Raw genomic sequence first — 21,696 nt, 5'->3', positions numbered from 1 at the left:
GGAAGGTGAGACCGGGCGCCGCAGCTTGTGGTGGGGTCAGCGGCCCAGGTCGATGTCGAGGCGCAGCCACCAGGGCAACGCCCGCTTCGCCTCGATGGCCTCCTGGTGGGCGTGCCGCCAGGCGGCGGACCCGTAGCCGTCGCGGGCGGTGACGGTCGCCAGGGTGTCGCGGCGCACCCGGAGCCGGAACCGGGCGCTGCGGATGCGCTTGCTCATGCGGAACACGGTCAGCTCTCCTTCGTGGTGGTCAGCGTGTGGCCGTTGGTCGGCCGCGCGGCGGGCAGCTTGTCCAGGTGCCTGCGCAGCGTCGCCTCCGACAAGCCCGCGTCACGGGCCGCGCCCCGGATCGACACGCGCCGCGTCAGGACCGCGTCGGCCGCCGACTTCAGCGCGGCGTCGCGGTCGGCAGGCGGGGCGCTCACCGGGCGCCGCATCACCACCTCGCGGGTGCGCCGCTGGGGCGCGTCAACCCGCGTCAGGGCCCGCGCCGCCGGCTGCGTCACCGCAGGCAGGGCAGGTGACGCAGGCGCGTCATCGGCCTGCGTCACGGCCGCGTCAGCGGGGGCGGCGGGCCGCGTCACCGGCAGGGCCGGGACTGCGTCAGCGGGTGCCTCGACGGCCGGTGGCGCGGGGTGCGTCAGCGGGTGCGTCACGGGCGGCGCGGTGAGGTCCAGCTCGGCGATGCGCGGTGCGTCATCCCACGGCCGCGCCTTGCTGGCGTAGTCGACGAGGACCCCGATCAGCCAGGCAACCACGGCCGCGCCGATCGCCCCCACGGAGTGGGCGAGGGCCTCGCCGAGGGCCGCGACGCGGTCGTGCTGGCCGGTCCACCCGCCGAGCAGGTTCAGGGCGACGGAGAACGACAGGGCACCCCACTTCGCCGCGTCGGCCCGCCAGTCGGTCTCGCCGCCGGACATCCTCAGCACCGACTTGGCGAGGATGATCCCGACGGCCACCGCGATCAGCAGCGGCTCCACCGCCCACGCGGCCCACCAGCCGGCCGTCTGCCGTTCCAGGCCGAGCAGCGTCACCATGCCCCGCTGTACGCCGGGGGTGGAGTAGGCGGCGAACCCGACGACCAGGGGCAGGCCGGCCAGCAGCGCGTACCGGCGGACGGCGGCGACCCGCAGGGCGCGGACCTCGGCGGAGCGCTGGATGTCGGCGCGGATGCGGGCGCGGGTGCCGGAGCGGGCGGCGCGGCGGTAGAGGGCGGCCAGCTCGGCGCCTTCGGTCTCGTCGCGGTCGCGCTCGCGGCGGGCGCGGCGGCGGGAGGTGGAGGTCTCGTCGAGGGTGGCGAGGGCGTCGTGGTGCTCGGCGTCGAGGCGGCGGCGCTCACGCTCGTCGGTGCGCTGCACGTCGATGACGGCGCGTTCTTCGGCGAGCCGGGCGGCGAGCGCCTCGGCGGTCTCGGTCGTCGGCTTCATGCCGGCCAGCATGACACAAGGTTGATAATCCTGCAAAGGTTGATAGCCTTCACGGCATGTCGCCACCCACCGCTACTGCGCACCCACCTCCCCGTCTGCGATCATCGAGAGACTCGCCAGGGTTGCGAGGACTGGCAGAGAGGGCAGACGTGGCATCCGAGTGGCTCACCGTCCAGCAGGTCGCCGACGCGTTTCGCGCCGCCGGATACCCCGACAGCACCGCCACGCTGCGGCGGATGATCGACGCCGGAGAGTTCGGCGCCCAGGGCGACGGGTGGTACCGGACCGAGCGCGGCGGCTACCGGATGGTGAAGCGCAGCGCGGTGGACGACTTCCTCCGCCGCCGGGCCGAAGGCCAGTAACCAGACGACAGCGCCCCACCCGGGATGGGTGGGGCGCTGCTACGTCTCCAGGGCCCGGCGCCGCGACGGCCGTCCCGCCGGCCACTGCCCGCCCTGCCGCCGCCGGCACTCCGGCTCCGGGCAGACACACCGCCAGCCGGGCTCCTCGGACGGGATGCGGTCGCCGCCGCAGTCGTGGGGCAGCGGGAGGATCGGCGTCGCGCACCCGAGGCAGCGGGACGCGACCGGTCCGACCGTCACCGCCGCATCTCGTCGACCAGCCGGGCCGCGAACGCCTGCGCCCACGGCCAGCACCGCCGCCGGGTGCCGCAGAGCCGGCAGCGCCCGTCGACCTGTCGATGCTCGACGAGGTCCTGCCGCCAGCTCGCCGCGGGCGCGGTCATCGGAGTGCGCCGAGGATGATGGCGGCCAGGACCACGACGGCCGCGACGACCGCGACGAGCCGGTACCGGCGCAGCACGCGCGGCGGCAGCGGGGGCGGCAAGGGCTGCCGTACGCGGTCCCCGTCGGGAGTGGGTGGCCGGCCGTCGGCGACCGGGTGCGCGGGTGGGAGCTGCTCGCCGGTGTAGCGCTCGACCATCGCCGTCTCCTCGCGGTGGGGATGGGCGCCGGACGGGAGGTGGTGGGTCACGGGGGGACCAGCCAGCCCCCGCCCGGCCTGGGCACTCCGTTGCTGACGAGAGGCCCAGGGCCGAACCTAGAGTGCAGAGTATGCAGAGTCAACACAGCATGCACAGAGTGTCATGCTGGGTGGGATGCTCGTGGGGCTGACGAGAGGTGGCTCCGCCATGCCCCGCGAACCTGTCTACGAACGGGTGATCTCCGACATCACTGCGTCGATCCGTTCGGGCATCCTGGCCCCTGGTGATCGGCTGCCGTCCATCGCTGAGCTGTGCGCCCAGTACGAGGCGAGCGCTACGCCGATCCGCCTGGCGCTGCGGCTACTCGACGAGCGCGGCTGGATCGAGGTCCACCAGGGCAAGGGATCGTTCGTGGCGCCGGAGCCGCCGGCGTAACTCCGTCGAACGTTCGAACGTTGCACCGGGCGAACATCCGCCCGGACGTCCATAGCGTCCGCGACGTGATCGACCTGCACTCCGGGGTGCCGAGGCACCGCCAGCTCGCCGACGAGCTGCGTGCGCGCATCCGCGCCGGGGACTATCCGCCGGGTGCCGTGCTGCCCTCGGAGACCCGGCTCAGCCAGGAGCACGGGGTCGGCCGCGGTACGGTCCGGCGGGCCGTGGGACTGCTGCGGGCGGAGGGGCTGGTCGACGTGGCGTCGGGTCGGGGGACCCGGGTGCGGATGCCGGCGGAGCAGGTGCGGGTGGCGGTGCCGCGCGGGTCGGAGGTGTCGTCGCGCATGCCGACGGCTGAGGAGCGGGCCGAGCTGGACGTGCCGGACGGGGTGCCGGTGCTGGTGGTGACGCTGGGCGGCCGGGTGCGCGGGGTGTACGCGGCGGACCGGACCCTGCTGACGCTGGCATGATCGGCGATCTTGACCGGGTTGAAGGCTGACGCCGGATGCATCTCGCTCGCCGCAATTTGCAGATGACGCAGCGTAGATGCACACAAATCCACCCACGTAACTACTCAACCGGTCCGACCGTCCGGCGTGGACAGATGCGAAAAGCTTTCCCCCGCGCAATCATGTCCCCCTGACGCCGGTCCCGTTGGTGGGATTGGCGACACGGCCACCGGGGGGAGGCCTGCGTGCTACCGACGCGCATCATCAGTCATGCCGCCCTGGCGTGCGCCCTGACCATCGCCGCCGTGCTGACCAGCGCGCCCGCCGCCGCCCGCCCGGCGCACCCGTCTCCGGCCGCCGTCGCGACCATCGACGGCTGCGACCAGGATGACCCATACCCGGTACACCAGGCCGACCTCACCCCCCTGATGGTCAAGCCGCCCGGGGGCGGAGACGGCACGCAGCTCCTCGACGGCACCCTGCCCGCCGGCTGGGCCGCCGAGCCCCTGGAGCGTCTCGCGCACCTGCGGCCCCGCGCGCACCTGCCCGACGGGCACGCCCGCGCCGTCGACACCCGGCCCGCCTGACCCAGCCCCGCCCGCCCTCACCGCGGGCACGCTGCCGGCACGCCCCCGGGCGCCCGGCCGGAGGCTCCCCGACCTCCACCCCCGCACAACCCGATCGGAGCTGACCAGTGCACAACCGCGCCACGATCATCGCCGGCTGCATCGCCGGCGCGCTCGCCGTTCTCCTGCTCGTCGCCCTCGGCGCCGTCGCCTTCGCCACCGACCAGGCCATGAGCCCCCGCTGGATGGTCCTCGGCATTCTCGACGCCTTCCTCGGAATGGCCTCCCTGCGCCTGCTCGGCGATTACATCGCCATGGACCGGATCGAACGGTCGACGTCCGGCTACATCCAGGGCGTCGGCGACACGGTGGATCGGCTGGCGGCGGCACTGCCGCCCCCGAAGGACAACGTGCGCCGCATCGGCTGATCTGTCCCCTCGATGTCCCCACACGTACAGCAAACGGCCCTCCGGTCGATATCCGGAGGGCCGTTTCTGCTGTTAGAAAAGGGTGGGGCGGGCGGGACTCGAACCCGCGACCGAGGGATTATGAGTCCCCTGCTCTAACCGGCTGAGCTACCGCCCCATTACCGCGCCGGATCTTATCCCGCCCGGTGGATCACCGGCCAGCACGAAACGGCGCCGTCGCTCATCGGCGTCGCCGGCGTAGCAGCACGATGGGCAACGCGAGGATAACAGTGAGCAGCCATCCCACCGCGATGGCGCCCCACAGCCAGCCCTCGTCGCTCTCGGCCGTCTCGGTGATGAACATGCCGAGGGTGAGCAGGAAGGTCCCTCCGCCGATCGCCAGCGCGGCGAGGCCGCTGACGACCATCAGCGGGATCTCCCACCAGGAGCGCTTCGCCGGCTCCCGCCGTTCGGTGCCGGCAGCGGCCCGTGGCTGCGGGATGCGGTCCGGATCGCGGGCCGGCATGGCCACCTGCCGGTCGGCCGGCACCTGGGAGTCGATCACCCGGATCGCCCCGGGGTGCAGGTCGAACATGGTCGGCTCGATCCGCATCGAGATGGCGTCGTCGCCGATGAGCTGCCGGGCGCCGTCGGGCCAGGCGAGCATGAGGGCGCATTCGGCGTACCGGACGGTGAGCGGGCCGCCGCGGCCGAGCCAGCTCACCCCGTCCACGCCGACGTGCAGCTCGCCGTCGCCTTCCTTCTCCCGGTAGGGGGTGCCGGCGACCGTGTCGGCCGAGCGGGTGGGCGCCTCGACGAAACCCGCCCAGTCGGCCCGGTGCCCCTCGGGCACCATCAGCAGCGCGCCGGCCAGCGCCTCGCGGGCCACCTCGTGCACGTCGTCCGTGCTGACGTCCTTCAGCTCGGCGCGGTGCTCGTCGACCGTGAGGTTGCGCTCCCCGGTGAGCACGTTGAAGGCGTACGACGGCAGCCGCGCCGCGTCCACCTCGGCGGTGCCGAGGAAGTCCTGCCGCTTCGCCACGACGGCGTCGAGGTCGGCCTGTTCGATCCGGCCGACCCGCAGCTTGGCGAGCGTGTCGACGAAGCCGCCGAGCACGGCGTCCTGCTTCTCCGGCAGCGCGTCGGCCAGCGCCCGCAGCGTCGCGTGGCCGTCGCCGCGCGGCTCGTAGCCCGCCGTCGTCTGGTAGGAGAGCCCGCCGTCCTGGCGCAGCGCCCGGTACAGCTCGCGCTCCAGCACCCCGGCGAAGACGCTCGCGGCGGTCCGGCGCCGCACGACGGCGTCCAGCACCACGGCCCGCGACCCGCCGACGAAGTACGCGGGGGTCTGCGGCAGCGCCGACGACGCGGCCGGCACCGGCTGCCGTACGCCCTGGGGCAGCGTCAGGCGCAGCCCGGCGGGGACGGCCTTCCCGGCGATCCAGAGCACCGCGTTCTCCCGGGTGAACCAGCGGGCCGCCCACTGCCGCAGGTCGTCGGCGGTGAGCGCGCCCAGCCCCCACTCCGGATAGCTGGTGATGCCGAAGTCGCGGGCGCCGTGACGCCACAGCGGGATGTCGTCGACGGCGGCCGTGCCCCGGCTGCTGTACTCGGTGCGCAGGATCTCCTTCTCCACGTCGAGCCGGCCGGTCGGCAGCTCGGTCAGGTTGGCGCAGACCGAGGTGAGGAAGGTGGCGATGTCCTGCGCGGAGCCCTGCATGTGGAACGTGGTGAACACCGGCGCGGTGGCGCCGTTGACGTGGTAGTCGGCCAGCCCGAGGGGGGCCAGCGCGAGGTGTTCCAGCAGGTGGGTGATGCCGCTGCGGGCGAGCGTCTCGTCGGCGGTGCCGACCCGGAAGGTCAGCCCGGCGCGCATCGGCCCGCCGGTGGGGGCGAGCAGCGTGGGCACCCCGTCCACGTCCAGTTCCTGGATCATGACCGCCCACCCTTCGCGTACGCCTTGTCGCGGAACTTCTGGAACTGCCTGGTCGCGTCGCCGTCGATGTAGCCGAACATCGCCTCGTCGCCGAGCGTCCCCATGGCCGCGAACTGCTGTGCCGCCGCCTGGTACTCGTCCAGCAGGCAGAAGGCCATCGCGAAGACGCTGCGCACCCAGACCCAGCCCCAGTCGTTGCGGAACTCGGGGTGCCAGACCGACTGCTGCGCCGCCTGGTGGATCTCGCGCTGCACGTGCGCGCCGCGCAGGTGGGCGCCCGCCTCGCGCAGGTCGTCGTGGTCGAGCGCCTCCTCCAGGTGGGCCTCGACCACCAGCACCGCGTTCGGGGCGCCGGGCGGGGCGGCGTCGGCGCACTCCCGGGCGAAGCCGTGTGCCCGCTCCCAGGTGCCACTCCACTTGGGACAGAACTGTTGCAGCAGCGAGGCCTGGGCCGGCAGGTGGTGCGGGTGGTGCTTGGCGAGCTGGTCGTAGCGGCGGCGGGCCTCCGCCTGGCCGAGCTCCAGCCCGCGCGCGTTGGTGATCCGTTGCGTCCAGGCCGCCGCGTCGTCCGGGTGCCGGGCGGTGACGTCGATCAGCACCTGCTCGGCGCGCCGCAGGTGGGCGTGGAACTGGGCGAACTGCTCCCGGCTGACGTGCTGGGCGCGGTAGGACGAGCGGATCCGCCAGCCGGCGCGGATCAGGTGCGACCCCAGCAGGGCGCCGGCGAGCGCGTCGTCGGGCCGCTGCGCCAGCACCTCACGCAGGAACTCCTCGATGTCCTCGGCCTCGCCGGCCTCGCCGACGAGGAAGGTCCGGCCGTGCGGGTCCTGCCCGTCGACGAGCGCGCGCAGGGCCGGCCAGTCGCGCGCCGCGAGGGCCGCGCGCACCTGACCGACCTGGGGGTACGCCGCCGCGGCGTCAAAGTCGGGCGGCGGAAGGGGTGCGGGCATGGCGAGGAGCATAAGTGATCTTCAACGGGGCGTGACCCTCCGTTCAGCCGGTACGCAGCTCCGACAGGACGGCCCCGGCGGCCCGCCAACCGCTGGCGAGGGCGCCCTGGATGGAGGAGCTGTCCCGGTGGTCCCCGGCCACGAACAGGCCCTCCCCCAGCGCCACCGGCTTGCGCAGCCGCCCCTGCGGCGGGGGCGCGGCGGGCAGCGCGTCGGGGATGGACACCGTGGTCAGGTGGGTCCAGTCCGCCGTGGACCGGCCGTAGAGCCGGGTGAGTTCCGCCCGCACCGTCGGCTCGGGCGGGGCCGACGGGCCGACCACCGAGGTGGCGACCAGGTGCCGCCCTGCCGGCGCGTACGTGGGCGCGGCCCTGCTGACCACCACCGTGTTGGCGACGATCTCGCGGCGGTCGCCGTCGAGGAGCAGGATCGGCTCGTCCAGCGGCGCCTCCGGGGCGCTGTGGTAGTACGTCGTGTAGCTGTGCATGCGTACCGCCGGCAGACCCGGCAGCAGCGTGGCCGCCGCCGGCGGGTCCACGGCGACCACGACGGCGCGGCAGCGGAGGTCGCCGGCCTGGGTGCGGACCCGGCCGGGCGCGACCTCGGCGACCGGGGTGTCCAGGTCGATCAGTTCCGCCGGGAGCGGGTCGGCGACGGCGCGGGGCAGCGCGGCCATCCCGTCGGCGGGCAGGCCGATCCGGCCCCGGGCGAAGGAGCGCAGCACCATCGCGAGCACGTGGCTGGAGGTCTCCAGCTCGCGGTCGACGAGGACCCCGGACAGGAACGGCCGCAGCAACTCCTCGACGATCGTGTCGGAGAGGCCGGCGCGGCGCAGCGCGGCCTCGGTGGTGGTCTCCGGGGCGGCGAGCAGCCGTTCCTTCGGCAGGGTGGCGCAGCCCGTGGCGAGCGCGGCGAACCGTAGCCGGTCGAGCAGGGAGCCCACGCCGGCCAGCGCGGTGCCGGGCGCGCCGGTGGGTTCGCGCAGCGGGTTCACCAGGCGGGCCAGCCGGTCGCCCCTGCGCACCAGCACGCCGGAGGTGAAGTGTCCGAGGCGCAGCCGGTCGACGTCGAGCAGGGCGCCGATCCGGGGGTACGCGGTGTTGAGCACCTGGAAGCCCCGGTCCAGCAGGTAGCCGTCGACCGCGTCGGTGGCGACCCGGCCGCCGAGCCGGCCGCCGGCCTCCAGCAGCCGCCACGGCACACCCGCGCGGTGCAGCCGCCGGGCCGCGGCGAGCCCGGCCAGGCCGCCCCCGACCACGACGACGTCGGTCTCGGCGAGCATCGCGCACCTCCCGCTCTCCGTCGGTCCGGGACAGCCGGCCCGGCCACTCACCTACCCACGAATCGACGCACCAATCGACGCAGCGGGAGTCCTAGTCGACAGCGACCATCCTGCCGGGCGCGCGGTCCGGAAGTGGGCGAAACAGGCCGCCCCACACCCGGCGGGCACGATCCCCGCCACGACGGGCGCGGGCGACGGCGGCGCGGGGGCGACGGCTGGCAGGCACGGGCGGGAGCGGCGGGCAGCGGCGACGGGCGCGACGGGAGCGGCACGGGCGGCGGCCGGCGCGGGAAACGGCGAACGCCCGCCGGCGTGGCCGACGGGCGTCTGGTGTGGAAGCTCCCCCGTTTGGACTCGAACCAAAAACCTGCCGGTTAACAGCCGGCTGCTCTGCCAATTGAGCTACGGGGGACCGTTGCGTCGTCCGGTGCCGATCTCGCTGCGCCGTGCGACGGCACAAGAGTACAGGATTCCGGGGGGTGTTGGTCCAGGGGGTTACCGCTTCGATCGGCGCCCGCGCACACGACAATAAACCCGGACAAATCGTCATCCCGGCACAAGGAGGTATGAGCGGAGAGCAGGATGGGTAGTTAGCTGCAGACAGAGAAGGCAGGCGCGATTTGGTCGCCACCGGCGGGGTAACCGTCGGTCGACGGCGCGTCAGGTACGGAAGGAGCCGCCATGCGCGGAAAGATGATGTTCCTTGGCGGGCTGGCTGCGGGATTCGTCCTGGGCGCCCGTGCCGGTCGGGAGAAGTACGAGGAGCTGGTGATCCGGGGCCGCAAGGTGCTCGACCACCCGACCGTCCAGGAGGCGGCCGGTGTCGCGCAGGCCCAGGCGACCCGCCTCTACAGCGAGGGCAAGGACAAGCTCGGCCAGTCGAAGCTGGGCGAGAAGCTCAGCAGCAACGGCCACAAGCAGGAGCTGACCGCCGCCGACGACGCGTTCGCCGGCACGCCGGCCACGGTCGGTGCGAAGAGCTCCACCGGGTCGTCGAGCACGACCTCGGCCTCCGGGTCGACGTCGGCCACGCCCCGTAGCAAGCCGTCCGGCTCGGGCACCAACGGCAGCACCCTCTGATCGCACCTTCGCGCGGGCCGGTCGCCTCCGGGCGACCGGCCCGTTCGTGTGCGGGCCCCCGACGCCGGCCCGCTCGAGTGCGCCCCCGACGCCGGCCCGCGCGGAATGCGGCCGGGGCGGTCAGTCCTTGCTGGTGAACGCGGCGTCGAAGGCCGCGGCCGGGGCGTCGAAGGCGAGCCGGCGGACGAACTGCAACGCCTCCGGGGCGCCGACGAGGCGGTCCATCCCGGCGTCCTCCCACTCGATCGAGATCGGGCCGGCGTAGCCGATCGCGTTCAGGGCCCGGAAGCAGTCCTCCCACGGCACGTTGCCGTGGCCGGTGGAGACGAAGTCCCAGCCGCGCCGCATGTCCGCCCACGGCAGGTGCGAGGCGAGCCGGCCCCGCCGCCCGTCCCCGGTGCGTACCTTCGCGTCCTTGCAGTCGACGTGGTAGATCCGGTCGGCGAAGTCGAAGATGAAGTTCACCGGGTCCAGCTCCTGCCAGACGAAGTGCGACGGGTCCCAGTTCAGCCCGAACGCGGGCCGGTGCCCGACCGCCTCCAGCGCCCGCTTCGTCGTCCAGTAGTCGTACGCGATCTCGCTCGGGTGCACCTCGTGGGCGAAGCGCACGCCCACCTCGTCGAAGACGTCCAGGATCGGGTTCCACCGGTCGGCGAAGTCCTGGTAGCCGCGCTCGATCATCGACGGCGGCACCGGCGGGAACATCGCCAGCGTGTGCCAGATCGACGAGCCGGTGAAGCCGACGACGGTGTCCACCCCGAGCTTCCCCGCCGCCCGGGCGGTGTCCTTGATCTCCTCGGCGGCGCGGCGGCGTACGCCCTCGGGCTCGCCGTCGCCCCAGATCCGGGCGGGCAGGATGCCCTGGTGCCGCTCGTCGATCGGGTGGTCGCAGACGGCCTGGCCGACCAGGTGGTTGGAGATCGCGAAGACCTTCAGGTTGTGCTTCGCCAGGGTCTCGCGCTTCCGCTCGACGTACGAGTCGTCCGCGAGTGCCCTGTCGACCTCGAAGTGGTCGCCCCAACAGGCGATCTCCAGCCCGTCGTAGCCCCACTCGGAGGCGAGGCGGCAGACCTCGTCGAACGGAAGATCGGCCCACTGGCCGGTGAAGAGCGTGATGGGTCGCGCCATGGTGCTTCTCCCCTGTGTTGATGGGGGATTCCGTGGGTGCGTGACCGGGGCGAGGGCGACCGGCCGGGCCGGTGCGGCGGCGGGCCACGGCGGGACACCGGTGGGTGCGGATGCGCACCTGGACCCGCCGGGTTGCGCCTCCCGCCGGTCACCGGCAACCGCCACGGTCGCCGCCCCCACTCTAGAACCGCCGGGCCCCCCACGAAAGCCCCCGCCCCTCCCCGCGATCCTGCGGCTGCCCGTCCCCGGTGCGTACACGTGCCGGGCGCGGACCGCGGGATCGCGGGGAGGAACGGGAGGGTCAGCGGATCAGGGCAGGGTCCACTTCTGGTTGGCGCCGGTGTGGCAGGTCCACAGGTGCACGGCCTGACCGTCGGCCGGGTTGTTGCCCGAGACGTCCAGGCACTTGCCGGTCTGCGGGTTCTTCAGAATGCCGTCCGCCTGGGCCGACCAGTTCTGCGCGCCCGTGCCGTTGCACGTCCACAACTGGATCTTCGTACCGTCGGCGGACGCGCCGCCGGAGATGTCCAGGCACTTGCCCAGCGCCTTCACCGTCGAGTTGGGCGTCACCGTCCATGTCTGCGCCGTGGACCCGTTGCAGCCGTAGATCTGGATCTGGGTGCCGTCGGCCGTGGCGCCGTTGCGCACGTCCAGGCACTTGCCGCCCAGGCCCCGGATCGGCCCGACGCCACCGCTGCCGCCGGACCTGACCAGCGTGAAGTCGTCCACGTCGAAGAGGCCCGTGCCCGAGCCGGTGAAGGTCAGGTAGAGCGTGCCGGTGCCGGACGGCACACCGGAGAGGGCGGCCGTGACGTCGGCGAAGGTGTTCCAGCCGCCGGTGTTGGGCACCGCCACCGAGCCGAGGACGGTGCCGGTCGCGGAGCCCGTACGCACCTGGATGGTGCCGCCCGGCCCGCCGGAGACCACCCGCGCCCGCAGCGACGTCGTGCCGGTCAGGTCGAGCCCGGCGTACGCGGCCCAGTCCCCCGGGTCGATGTGGCCGAGGGTCTGCCCGCCGTTGGCGCCGGCCTTGGTGAACGGCGAGACCCCGGAGGCCGAGCTGAACGCCTCGGCCTGGACGGTGTTCCCGACCGGCGGATTGACGCCGAGCTCCTTGATCCGGATGTTGCGGAACGAGGCGTCGTCGCCGGTGCCGTGGTTCTGGAGCCCGATGTGGCCGGCGAGCGAGCGGACCGGGTCGGTGTTGGTGAAGTCGTTGATCTTCACGCCGTTCAGGAGGACCTGGAGGCGCTCGCCCTCGACGAGCAGCTCGTAGGTGTTCCACTCCCCCGGCGGGTTCAGCGCCGCGTCCCGGGCGGCGATGTCGGCGGACTTGAAGGTGTAGACGGCGCCGGTCGTGCGGTCGGCCGCGTCCGTGGCGTCGATCTGCACCTCGTAGCCGTTGTTGACCGCCGACCAGGGGTCGCTCGACGGCGGGAAGCCGATGAAGACGCCGGAGTTGTCGTCGCCGGCGAGCCGCCAGTCCAGCTTCAGCGAGTAGTTGGTGAACTGCTTCGCGCTGTACCAGTACAGGCCCATCCCGCCGACCGAGGTGAGGGTGGCGTCGGCGTTGCTGAAGCTGCCCGGCCCGGCCTGGGACCAGCCGGTGGTGGAGCCGTTGTAGAGCGGCGTGTAGCCGGTCTCGGGCCGGCAGTCGGCCTTGGCCCGGCCGGCCGCGTACCGGATGCCGCCGAGCAGGTGGGCGCGGAAGGCCGGCTCGGCGTACGACGCCTGGGTGTGCCCGCCGCCGGTGTAGAAGGACCGGCCGCCGCTGTAGGTCTTGCACCAGGAGTGCGGGTGGTCGGCGCCCATCGAGCCGCCCGTGTAGGAGGACTCGTCGAGGGTGGCCAGCACCCGGGCCGTGGACCGGGCGTTGGTCTGGTAGTTGTACCACTCGTCGGTGCGGTTCCAGGTCTGCGGCAGGTGCGCGGTGGCCGGGTGCGCCCGGTTCTCCGCCTTCACGTTCGCCGGCTGGATGTGCGGATGCGAGGCGAAGTACGCCCCGACCAGGTTGCCGTAGAACGACCAGCCGTACTCGGTGTCGGCGGCGGCGTGCACGCCGACGTACCCGCCGCCGGCGCCGATGTACGACTCGAAGGCGCTCTGCTGCGTGCCGTCGAGCACGTCGCCGGTGGTGTTGAGGAAGACCACCGCCTCGAAGCGGGACAGGTTGGCGGTCGTGAACTGGGCGGCGTCCTCGGTGGCGGTGACGGTGAAGTTGTTGGCCGCGCCGAGCTCGCGGATCGCCTGGGTGCCGACCGCGATGGAGTCGTGCCGGAAGCCGGCCGTCTTGGAGAAGACCAGCACGTCGTACGGGGCGTCGGCGGCGCTGGCCGGCGTGGCCGGGGTGGTGCAGGCGAGGACGGCGAGGACGGCGGTGGCCGCGCCGAGGAGGGGTCGGAGGAGTCTGTGCATGTCGCTCTCCCAACAGGTGTCAGGAAGGGCCCCTTCCAGTGCACCAGGCGTTAGTAGGGGGCCCTTCCTTTCAGATCAGGGCAGGGTCCACTTCTGGTTGGCGCCGGTGTGGCAGGTCCACAGGTGCACGGGCTGGCCGTCGGTCGGGGTGTTGCCCGAGACGTCCAGGCACTTGCCGGTCTGCGGGTTCTTCAGGGTGCCGTCCGCCTGGGCCGACCAGTTCTGCGCGCCGGTGCCGTTGCAGCCGTACAGCTGGATCTTCGTGCCGTCGGCGGACGCGCCGCCGGAGATGTCCAGGCACTTGCCCAGCGCCTTCACCGTCGAGTTGGGCGTCACCGTCCACGTCTGCGCGGCGGTGCCGTTGCAGCCGTAGATCTGGATCTGGGTGCCGTCGGCGGTGGCCGCGTTGCGCACGTCCAGGCACTTGCCGCCGAGCCCGACGACCGGGCCGGTGCGGACCCCCACCGAGCCGGTGGTGAAGGCGAACGTGTCCACGTCGTAGAGCGCGCCGGTGCCCGTGCCGGCGAACGTGAGGTAGAGCGTGCCGGTGCTGGCCGGCGCCCCGGAGATGCTGCCGCTGACCGTGGTGAACGCGTCCCAGGCGCCGGTGACCGGCACGGTCGCGGAACCGAGCACGGTGCCCGTGGGCGAGCCGACCCGCACCTGGAGGGTGCCGCCGGCCCCGGCCGAGGAGACCCGGGCGCTGAACGAGGTCGCGTTGTCGATCCGGTACGGCTCGAACGCGATCCAGTCGCCGTTGTTGATGTCGCCGACGGTCCGGCCGCCCTCGGCGGTGCCCTTGTCGAAGGTGCCGACGCCGGAGGAGGTTTTGAAGTGCTCCGCCTGACGCTTGCGCGGCTGGAGGGTGTGCTGCTTGTGCGTGGTCAGCCCGCCCGCGTCGGTGTACTCGGCGTCGAAGACGGCGAAGATGTTCGCCGCGTCGTCGTGCTCACCGTCGACGGGGATGGTGATCGAGCCGGAGCAGCCGTTCTTCGAGGTGATCTGGTGGCCGTGGTTGTCGTGGCCCAGCACGTACGTCATCTTGACCTTGGTGCAGTCGATGGCGGCGTCCTCGGGGTCGGTCACCGTGATGCTGAACGGCACGGTGTCGCCGTAGCTGAACAGCTTGCCGTTGGCCGGGCTGTTGATGGTGACCGTGGGCGCGGTGTTGCCGACGCCGATCTGCACGTTCGCCGTGCCGGTGGCGCCCTGCGAATCGCGTACGGTCAGCGTGACCTGGTAGGTGCCGTTGGCGGTGTACGTCTTGCTGGGGTTGGCCGCCGTCGAGCTGGTGCCGTCGCCGAACGCCCACGAGTAGGTGAGCGCCCCGCCCTCCGGGTCGCTGGACCCGGCCGAGGAGAAGTTCACGGTCAGCGGGGCGGCGCCGGAGGTCTTGTCGGCCGCGGCGACGGCGGTCGGCGCCCGGTTGCCGCCGGCGATGTAGTCGTAGCGGTAGAGCGCCGAGTTGGCGTCGCCGTTGAAGTAGCCGGTGCCGTAGTCGAGGATGTAGAGCGCGCCCTCGGGCCCGAACGCCATGTCCATGATCTGCTTGCCGTTCCACGGGAACGTGTCGATGCCGCCCGGGCTGCCGTCGGCGTTGAGGTGGATCGGCTTGACCCAGCCCCGGCCGAGTTCGCCGGCGAAGAACTGCCCGTCGAAGGACTGCGGGAACTTGGTGGTGGAGTTCAGCGCGGCGTCGTAGCGGTAGACGGGGCCGCCCATCGGCGACTCGGAGCCGCCGCCGAACTCGGGCGGGGTACCGGCGTCGCCGGCGTACCGGATCCAGGCCGGCTTCGCGCCGGGCAGGGTGGGCAGGCCGGTGTTGCGGAACGAGTTGTTGGTCGGCCCGCCGGAGCAGTTGTACTTCGCCCCACCGGTCCCGGCGGCGAAGTCCCACTCGGCGTACGTCTCGGTGGCGGTGTTGGTGCCGGTGCAGTACGGCCAGCCGTAGTTGCCGGGCCCGGTGACCCGGTTGAACTCCACCTGGCCGCTCGGCCCCCGGGCGCTGGTGGTGCCGGCGTCCGGGCCGTAGTCGCCCACGTAGACGATGCCGGTGGCCCGGTCCACGCTCATCCGGAACGGGTTGCGGAAGCCCATCGCGTAGATCTCGGGGCGGGTCCGCGCGTCCGAGTCGACGAACATGTTGCCGGCCGGGATCGAGTACGTGCCGTTGGCGTTCACCTTGATCCGCAGGATCTTGCCGCGCAGGTCGTTGGTGTTGGCCGCGCTGCGCTGCGCGTCGTACGCGGGGTTGCGGTTGGTGCGCTCGTCGATGGGCGCGTACCCGGCCGAGTCGAACGGGTTGGTGTCGTCGCCGGTGGAGAGGTAGAGGTTGCCGGCGGCGTCGAAGTCGATGTCGCCGCCCACGTGGCAGCACATGCCCCGGTCGGCGGGCACGTCGAGGATGTCGACCTTGCTGCCGGTGTTGATCGTGAAGTCGGCGTTGAGGGTGAACCGGGAGAGGCGGTTGACGCCCCGCCAGGCCGAGAAGTCGGTGCCGGTCGCCGGCGCGTCGCCGGCCGGGGTGGCCAGCGGCGGGGCGTAGTAGAGGTAGATGTGCCGGTTGCTGGCGAAGTTCGGGTCGGCCCCGACGCCCTGCAACCCCTCCTCGTCGTGGGTGTAGACCGGCAGCGTGCCGATCACGGAGGTGGTGCCGGCGGAGTCCGTACGCCGGACGGTGCCGTTGCGGGCGGTGTGCAGGACCGACCGGTCCGGCAGCACCGCGATCGTCATGGGCTCGCCCACCTCGGCGACGCCCTTGGCGAGGGTGACCTGCTGGAAGTCGGTGCCGACGATGGGGTGGGCCTGGGCCGGGCCGGGGCCGCCCAGCGTGGCCGGGCCGGCGCCGAGGGCGACCGTGCCGGCGGTGGCGACCAGCAGCAGCGCCGAGGCGGCGGAGAACCGTCGTCGCAGCCGTGGGGTGGGGGCGTCCTGGGTGGACATGGGTGTGCCGTCCCTTCCTGACGAGTGACTGCCAGGGCGGGCGCGCGCCGTCGCGCCGGATGCCGTAGCGGGGGATGCGGTCGGCCCGTCGGGGTGCCGTGCCCGGCCGGCCGCGACCTGCGATCGATGGAGTGGACCCCATCGATCGGAGGTCACCAGTCGATGGGTTCCCGCGCCGCCGGTTCACCTCGACGAAACAGATTCGTGATGGCCCGACATTAAATGGCGGACATCGATGTGTCCATACCTTCCGCCGATTCGGCAACAACTTTCGTCGATCCCGTCAAAAGTCGCCGCGTGCCGGAGCCGCGACTCAATGGGGGCGGTCGACGGCCTGGGCGGCGAGGGCGGTCAGGGCGGCACGGGCCTCGGCGGTCACCGGGGTGGACCCCAGGGCCGCCAGGGCGGCCTCCGCGCGTACCCGGATCATCTCCTCGATCCGCTCGCGGGCCCCGGTGTCCTCGATGATCTTCCGCAGCTCGGCCGCGCCGTCGCCGTCGAGCGCCGGGTTGCCGAACAGCTCCCGCAGCCGCGCGGACTGCGCCCGGTCGGCGGCGCCGCGGGCCAGCGCCATCATCACCGTCGGCTTGCCCTCCCGCAGGTCGTCCAGGACCGACTTGCCGGTGACCGTCGGGTCGCCGAAGACCCCCAGCACGTCGTCGCGCAGCTGGAACGCGTCGCCCAGCGGGTCGCCGAACTCGGCCAGCGCGGCGAGCAGCTCCGGCCCGGCCCCGGCCAGCGTCGCCCCGATCTGCAACGGCCGGGTGACCGTGTAGCGGGCCGCCTTCATCCGGACGACGGTCAGCGCGCTCGCCACCGACCCGTCGCCCACCCCGGAGACCAGGTCCAGGTACTCCCCCGCGATCACCTCGGTGCGCATCAGCGCGTAGACCGCGTACCCCCGGTGCACCCGCCCCGCGTCCAGGCCGCACTCGTGGAACATCTGGTCGGACCAGGCGGCGCAGAGGTCGCCGCAGAGCAGCGCGGTGTTGCGCCCGTACGCCTCGGGGTCGCCGCGCCAGGACGAGCGGGCGTGCAGGTCGGCGAAGAGCCGGTGCACCGACGGCCCGCCCCGGCGGCGGTCGCTGCCGTCCAGGATGTCGTCGTGGATCAGCGCGAACGCGTGGAACAGCTCCAACGCGGCGGCGGCCGTCACGATCGGGGCGCCGTCGGGGCCGCCCGCCCCCCGCCATCCCCAGTAGCAGAAGAGCGGGCGCAGCCGCTTGCCGCCGGCCAGCACGAACCGGTGCAGCGCGGTGAAGACGCCCCGGGGCGCGCCGTCCGGCCAGTCCCGGCCCTGCCGGTCGAGGAAGGCGGCGAGCGCGGCGTCGAACCGGGCCCGCAGCCCGCTCGTGTCGGTCGGGGCGACGACGGCGGTCACGCCTCCTCCCCCGACCGCCCCGCCGACTGCGACGTGGACGGCCCGGCCGATGCCGGGGTGGGCGGCCCGGCCGATGCCGGGGTGGGCGGCCCGGCCGATGCCGGCGCGCCGCGACGCGGCGGCAGGACCGTGCCGGGGGTTGCCGGCGGCGCCAGCCCCGCCAGCTCCAGCAGGAGTGCCTTGACCTCGGTCGCGGCGATCCGGTCCCGGGCTGCGGACGGGTCGGAGCAGAGCAGCACCGGCCCATCGGCGGGGTCGGCCGGGAGCCGGCCGTGCGACCCGCGCACCGCCCGGGCGCCGGCGTCCAGCCCCACCACGCTCATCAGGTAGCGCATCCCGAGCTTCTTGCGCGCCAGCGCCACGGCGGCCCGCCGCTTCGCCGCACCCGGCGCGGCCGGGTCGAAGAACAGCTCGGCGGGGTCGTAACCCGGCTTCCGGTGGATCTCCACCAGCCGGGCGAAGTCGGGCGCGCGGGCGTCGTCGAGCCAGTAGTAGTAGGTGAACCAGGCGTCCGGCTCGGCGACGAGGACCAGTTCGCCGGCGCGCGGGTGGTCCAGCCCGTACGCGGCCCGGCCGTCGGCGTCGAGCACCTCGGCCACCCCGGGCAGCCCCGCGCAGAGCGCCGCCACCGCCGGCACGTCGGCCGGGTCGCGGACGTGGACGTGCGCCACCTGGTGGTCGGCCACCGCGAAGGCCCGCGAGGTCCACGGGTCGAGGTACTCCATGCCGGCCTGGGTGTGCACCCGCAGCAGTCCCTCGGCGCGCAGCAGCCGGTTGACGTCGACCGGCCGGGACACGTCGGTGATGCCGTACTCGGAGAGCACCACCACGGTCGCGTCGCGGGCGCGGGCGGCGTCCAGCAGCGGCCCGAGCACCCCGTCCAGCTCGGCCGCCGCCGCGGCGGCCCGGGGCGACGACGGGCCGAAGCGTTGCAGGTCGTAGTCGAGGTGCGGGACGTAGACCAGGGTCAGGTCCGGCGCGTGGTCGGCGAGGATCCGCTCGGCCGCCCGGCAGATCCACGCCGACGACGCCAGCCCGGCGCCCGGCCCCCAGTAGCTGAACAGCGGGAAGGTGCCGAGCCGGTCGGTGAGGGCGTCGTGCAGCTCCGGCGGGTCGGTGTAGCAGTCCGGCTCCTTGCGCCCGTCCGCCCGGTAGACGGGGCGGGGGGTGACCGTCCAGTCCACGTCGGCGCCCATGGCGTACCACCAGCAGACGTTGGCGACCGTGAAGCCCGGCTCGACCCGGCGGGCCGCCTGCCACAGCTTCTCGCCGCCGACCAGGGCGTGGTGCTGCCGCCAGAGCAGCACCTCGCCGAGGTCCCGGAAGTACCAGCCGTTGCCGACGATCCCGTGCCCGGCCGGGAGCTCCCCGGTGAGGAACGTCGACTGCACCGGGCAGGTCAGCGCGGGCAGCACCGTGCCCAGCTCCGCGCGGAAGCCGGCGTCGGCGACCGCGCGCAGCCGGGGCATGTGCGCCAGCAGGCGCGGGGTCAGCCCCACCACGTCCAGCACCACCAGCCGCCGGCTCATGTCGTCACCTCGCTCCGCCCGGCGCCGCCATGAGCCACATCAGCCCTGTTTCGATGATTCACTCGCTGACGCTCGCTCATGCCGGCACCCCCGCGCCGTGTCGACGGTTCGCTCGCTGCCGCCCGCTCATCGCCGTACCTCCGCCGTCGCCGGGGTCACCCGGCCCGCCGGCGCCAGGCCCAGGGCGAGCAGCTCGGCGCGGGCGAAGGCCAGCTCCGCGGCGATGCCGGCGGCCAGCTCCGCGTCGGTGCGCGGGCGCCGCGCGGCCGGCAGCACCCCCCAGGTGTACGTCTCGACGTCGAGGTGGTCGCAGCCCGCCGCCGGCCCGGCGTAGAGCGCGGCCAGCGCGGCGCGCAGCACCGGCAGGGTCGATCCCAGCGGCGGCTCGGGCGGGGCGTGCAGCGGCACGTGGTAGTGCACCCGCCACGGGCCGGGCAGCCGCGCCTTCAGGGCGGCGTCCAGGTCGTCGGCGGCGTGGGCGGGGTCGGCGGGGTCGGCCGCCCCCGCGCAGCCGCCCGCGCGGGTCTGGTGCAGGAAGCGCGGCTCCACCCAGCGGCGCAGCGCCGGCGTCGCCCCGGCGGGCGCCTCGATGGCGGCCGAGACCTGCACCTTCACCACCGGCAGCCCGGCCGTGCGCAGCCGGCCCAGCGCCTCGGCCGGCGTCTCCCAGGCGCAGGCGAGGTGGGCGAGGTCCAGGCAGACGCCGAGCCGGTCGGTGTCCACGCCGGACAGGGCCGCGACGGCCTGCCCGGTGCTCTCCACCACGCAGCCCGGCTCCGGCTCGAACCCGACCCGCACGCTGCGGCCGGTCGCCCGCTCGACGGCCGCGAGACCGGCCGCGAGCTGGTCGAGCCGGCGGCGGGCGGCGTCCGCGCGGGCGGCGCCCCAGGGCCGCCGCCAGGCCAGCGGCAGGGTGGAGACCGAGCCCCTGGCCGCGTCGTCGGGCAGCAGGTCGGCGAGCACCCGGGCCAGGTCCAGGGTGTACGCGAGCCGCGCGGGCGTGGTCCAGTCCGGGTGGTAGACGTCGCCCTTGACCACGGGAGCCTGGAAGGCCGCGTACGGGAATCCGTTGAGCGTGACCACCTCCAGCCCCCGGGCGGTCAGCGCGGCGCGCAGCCGGCGGCGGGCGGCCGGGTCGGCGGCCAGCTCGGCGGCGACCGGGGCGGCCAGCCACAGCCCGAGGCCGAGCAGGTCGGCGCCGGCCGCCTCGCGTACGGGCACGGCGTGGGTGTCCAGTTGGCGCAGGATGCCGGCGAGGTCCTCGGCGGGGTGCACGTTGGTGCAGTAACCGAGGTGGACGGTGTCGCCGCCGGCGTGCCGCAGCCGCATCAGCTGCCGCCGCGCAGGATCGAGTTGCCCGCCCAGGTGCCGATCGGCGGGTCGGCGGCCGCGTGCTCCAGGTCCGTCAGGTCGAGCCGCCCGGACTGGCCGTAGAACTCGACCGGGTTGCGCCACAGCACCTGGTCCACGTCGTCGTCGGTGAAGCCGGCCAGCAGCATCGCCTCCCCGGTGGCCCGGGTGAGCAGCGGATCCGAACGCCCCCAGTCGGCCGCCGAGTTGACCAGCACCCGCTCGGTCCCGTACGCCCGCAGCAGCTCCACCATGCGCGGCGGCGACATCTTGGTGTCGGGATAGATGGAGAAGCCCAGCCAGCAGCCGGTGTCCCGGACCAGCCCCACCGTCACCTCGTTGAGGTGGTCGAGCACCACCCGGCCCGGCGCGACGCCGGACTCGGCGACCACGGCGAGGCTGCGTTCGACGCCCCGCGCCTTGTCCCGGTGCGGGGTGTGCACCAGGGCCGGCAGGTCGTGGGCCACGGCCAGGGCGAGCTGGGCGGCGAACGCCTCGTCCTCCTCCGGCGTCATCGAGTCGTAGCCGATCTCGCCGACCGCCACCACGGCGTCCTTGTCGAGGTAGCGCGGCAGCAGGTCGAGCACCGGGCGGCAGCGCGGGTCGTTGGCCTCCTTCGGGTTCAGCGCGACCGTGGCGTGGTGGCGGATCCCGAACTGCCCGGCCCGGAACGGCTCCCAGCCGACCAGCGAGTCGAAGTAGTCGGCGAAGGAGGCGGGGCTGGTGCGGGGCTGGCCGAGCCAGAACGCCGGCTCCACCACCGCCCGGACGCCGGCGGCGGCCATCCGCTCGTAGTCGTCGGTGGTCCGCGAGGTCATGTGGATGTGCGGGTCGAAGATGCGCATCAGGCCTCCTGGATTGCGCGCAGCCGGGTGAGCAGGTCGGTCGCGTCCGCCGGCATGGCGCGCCCGGCGGCCTGCCGCTCGGCGGCCAGCGACGCGAGCATGTCGGCGAGTTCGCCGTCGGCGCGGGCGTCGAGGTCGTGCACCACGGCCAGCGGCACGCCGGTGAAGACGCACTTGAGCACCGCCTGCCGCCAGGCGGGCGGGTCGAGGTGCCGGGCGTACGGGCCGAGGGCGGCGGCCAGCAGCCGGGTGTCGTTGGTGCGGATCGCGTCGTGCAGCAGCGGCGTCCCGGCCGCGCCGACCGGCAGCAGCGGCAGCGCCTTGAGCACGGCCCGCTTCTCGGCGGCGTCGCCCTGCCGGTAGCGGGTCCCGGCGTGGGTCGCGTGGTCGGTCGGCAGCGCGGCCAGCAGCAGCGCCCGGGCCGCCTCGTCGGCGCTCCAGCCGGGCGCCCCGGGCAGCGGTGCCCGACCGCAGCGCCGCCCGGCGGCCGGGAAGAACCGGTCGATCGTCGCCGGTTCGGCCGCCACCCGCCGCAGCGCCTCGTCCAGCCAGTCGGGTTCGGGTACGCCCCGCAGCGCGGCCCGCAGTGAATCCGGTGTCATCCCGTCTCCTCCCTCGTGCTGCCGACGTGGCCCC

The 21,696-nt window shown here is 73.8% G+C and carries 21 protein-coding genes and 2 tRNA genes; 6 read left to right on the top strand and 17 right to left on the bottom strand.

Annotated features, from left to right (window positions below):
- Positions 1–36: 36 nt before the first annotated feature.
- Together EV374_RS18455 and EV374_RS18450 are read right to left on the bottom strand one after the other, a co-directional pair.
- Positions 37–216: a hypothetical protein gene (locus tag EV374_RS18455; RefSeq protein ID WP_132237010.1), complete on the bottom strand. Its 180-nt coding sequence runs from the start codon at positions 214–216 to the stop codon at positions 37–39.
- Between the two features lie 11 nt (positions 217–227).
- Entirely contained in the window at positions 228–1,424 is a 1,197-nt protein-coding gene (locus EV374_RS18450) for a hypothetical protein (protein ID WP_132237008.1), read from the bottom strand.
- A gap of 149 nt (positions 1,425–1,573) precedes the next feature.
- Between EV374_RS18450 and EV374_RS18445 the strand changes: the two genes are divergently transcribed.
- Complete coding sequence (locus EV374_RS18445) at positions 1,574–1,786, top strand: helix-turn-helix domain-containing protein (RefSeq protein ID WP_165947833.1); 213 nt, start codon at positions 1,574–1,576, stop codon at positions 1,784–1,786.
- Positions 1,787–2,022: 236 nt separating this feature from the next.
- Here EV374_RS18445 and EV374_RS32635 read toward each other — a convergent pair whose 3' ends face one another.
- Together EV374_RS32635 and EV374_RS18440 are read right to left on the bottom strand one after the other, a co-directional pair.
- Complete coding sequence (locus EV374_RS32635) at positions 2,023–2,169, bottom strand: hypothetical protein (protein ID WP_165947832.1); 147 nt, start codon at positions 2,167–2,169, stop codon at positions 2,023–2,025.
- On the bottom strand, positions 2,166–2,366 hold the full coding sequence (locus tag EV374_RS18440; RefSeq protein ID WP_132237356.1) for a hypothetical protein: 201 nt from the start codon (positions 2,364–2,366) through the stop codon (positions 2,166–2,168). Before EV374_RS18440 ends, EV374_RS32635 begins: the two co-directional genes overlap by 4 nt.
- Before the next feature lie 208 nt (positions 2,367–2,574).
- Here EV374_RS18440 and EV374_RS18435 point away from each other — a divergent pair, with 208 nt between their 5' ends.
- From EV374_RS18435 to EV374_RS18420, 4 genes are all read left to right on the top strand, one after another.
- The gene (locus tag EV374_RS18435) at positions 2,575–2,802 is read left to right on the top strand and encodes a winged helix-turn-helix domain-containing protein (protein WP_132237004.1); all 228 of its coding nucleotides are present in this window, start codon (positions 2,575–2,577) and stop codon (positions 2,800–2,802) included.
- A 65-nt stretch (positions 2,803–2,867) separates the two neighbouring features.
- The gene (locus tag EV374_RS18430) at positions 2,868–3,272 is read left to right on the top strand and encodes a GntR family transcriptional regulator (RefSeq protein ID WP_132237002.1); all 405 of its coding nucleotides are present in this window, start codon (positions 2,868–2,870) and stop codon (positions 3,270–3,272) included.
- Positions 3,273–3,496: 224 nt separating this feature from the next.
- The gene (locus tag EV374_RS18425; protein ID WP_132237000.1) at positions 3,497–3,838 is read left to right on the top strand and encodes a hypothetical protein; all 342 of its coding nucleotides are present in this window, start codon (positions 3,497–3,499) and stop codon (positions 3,836–3,838) included.
- Positions 3,839–3,945: 107 nt separating this feature from the next.
- The gene (locus tag EV374_RS18420) at positions 3,946–4,245 is read left to right on the top strand and encodes a hypothetical protein (RefSeq protein ID WP_132236998.1); all 300 of its coding nucleotides are present in this window, start codon (positions 3,946–3,948) and stop codon (positions 4,243–4,245) included.
- Between the two features lie 83 nt (positions 4,246–4,328).
- Here the strand turns inward: EV374_RS18420 and EV374_RS18415 are convergent.
- From EV374_RS18415 to EV374_RS18395, 5 genes are all read right to left on the bottom strand, one after another.
- A tRNA-Ile gene (locus tag EV374_RS18415) sits at positions 4,329–4,402 on the bottom strand.
- Between the two features lie 63 nt (positions 4,403–4,465).
- Complete coding sequence (locus EV374_RS18410; protein WP_132236996.1) at positions 4,466–6,157, bottom strand: peptidase M16 family protein; 1,692 nt, start codon at positions 6,155–6,157, stop codon at positions 4,466–4,468.
- Complete coding sequence (locus tag EV374_RS18405; protein ID WP_132236994.1) at positions 6,154–7,107, bottom strand: hypothetical protein; 954 nt, start codon at positions 7,105–7,107, stop codon at positions 6,154–6,156. Before EV374_RS18405 ends, EV374_RS18410 begins: the two co-directional genes overlap by 4 nt.
- A 43-nt stretch (positions 7,108–7,150) precedes the next feature.
- The gene (locus EV374_RS18400; RefSeq protein ID WP_132236992.1) at positions 7,151–8,389 is read right to left on the bottom strand and encodes an NAD(P)/FAD-dependent oxidoreductase; all 1,239 of its coding nucleotides are present in this window, start codon (positions 8,387–8,389) and stop codon (positions 7,151–7,153) included.
- A 339-nt stretch (positions 8,390–8,728) separates the two neighbouring features.
- Positions 8,729–8,801: transfer RNA gene (locus tag EV374_RS18395), tRNA-Asn, on the bottom strand.
- A gap of 269 nt (positions 8,802–9,070) precedes the next feature.
- Between EV374_RS18395 and EV374_RS18390 the strand changes: the two genes are divergently transcribed.
- Positions 9,071–9,469, top strand: a complete 399-nt coding sequence (locus EV374_RS18390) for a hypothetical protein (protein ID WP_132236990.1) — start codon at positions 9,071–9,073, stop codon at positions 9,467–9,469.
- Positions 9,470–9,589: 120 nt separating this feature from the next.
- Here EV374_RS18390 and EV374_RS18385 read toward each other — a convergent pair whose 3' ends face one another.
- From EV374_RS18385 to EV374_RS18350, 8 genes are all read right to left on the bottom strand, one after another.
- Entirely contained in the window at positions 9,590–10,597 is a 1,008-nt protein-coding gene (locus tag EV374_RS18385; protein ID WP_132236988.1) for a sugar phosphate isomerase/epimerase family protein, read from the bottom strand.
- A 309-nt stretch (positions 10,598–10,906) separates the two neighbouring features.
- The gene (locus EV374_RS18380) at positions 10,907–13,012 is read right to left on the bottom strand and encodes a ThuA domain-containing protein (RefSeq protein ID WP_132236986.1); all 2,106 of its coding nucleotides are present in this window, start codon (positions 13,010–13,012) and stop codon (positions 10,907–10,909) included.
- A 75-nt stretch (positions 13,013–13,087) separates the two neighbouring features.
- Positions 13,088–15,955, bottom strand: coding sequence for a PQQ-dependent sugar dehydrogenase (locus tag EV374_RS18375; RefSeq protein WP_132236984.1), 2,868 nt, complete (start codon positions 15,953–15,955; stop codon positions 13,088–13,090).
- Positions 15,956–16,268: 313 nt separating this feature from the next.
- Complete coding sequence (locus EV374_RS18370) at positions 16,269–17,336, bottom strand: polyprenyl synthetase family protein (RefSeq protein WP_132236982.1); 1,068 nt, start codon at positions 17,334–17,336, stop codon at positions 16,269–16,271.
- Positions 17,333–18,865, bottom strand: coding sequence for an alkaline phosphatase family protein (locus EV374_RS18365; RefSeq protein WP_486485832.1), 1,533 nt, complete (start codon positions 18,863–18,865; stop codon positions 17,333–17,335). Before EV374_RS18365 ends, EV374_RS18370 begins: the two co-directional genes overlap by 4 nt.
- A 126-nt stretch (positions 18,866–18,991) precedes the next feature.
- Positions 18,992–20,194, bottom strand: coding sequence for a metabolite traffic protein EboE (eboE, locus tag EV374_RS18360; protein WP_132236980.1), 1,203 nt, complete (start codon positions 20,192–20,194; stop codon positions 18,992–18,994).
- A complete protein-coding gene (locus EV374_RS18355) occupies positions 20,194–21,060 on the bottom strand; it encodes a TatD family hydrolase (RefSeq protein ID WP_132236978.1) in 867 nt (288 codons plus the stop codon). The genes eboE and EV374_RS18355 overlap by 1 nt, the downstream gene beginning before the upstream one ends.
- Positions 21,060–21,662, bottom strand: a complete 603-nt coding sequence (locus tag EV374_RS18350; protein ID WP_132236976.1) for an EboA domain-containing protein — start codon at positions 21,660–21,662, stop codon at positions 21,060–21,062. Before EV374_RS18350 ends, EV374_RS18355 begins: the two co-directional genes overlap by 1 nt.
- Positions 21,663–21,696: the final 34 nt, after the last annotated feature.

It is taken from the genome of Micromonospora sp. CNZ303, from assembly GCF_004345505.1.
Note: the sequence above shows the minus strand (reverse complement) of the source record. Positions and strands in the feature narration are given on the sequence as shown.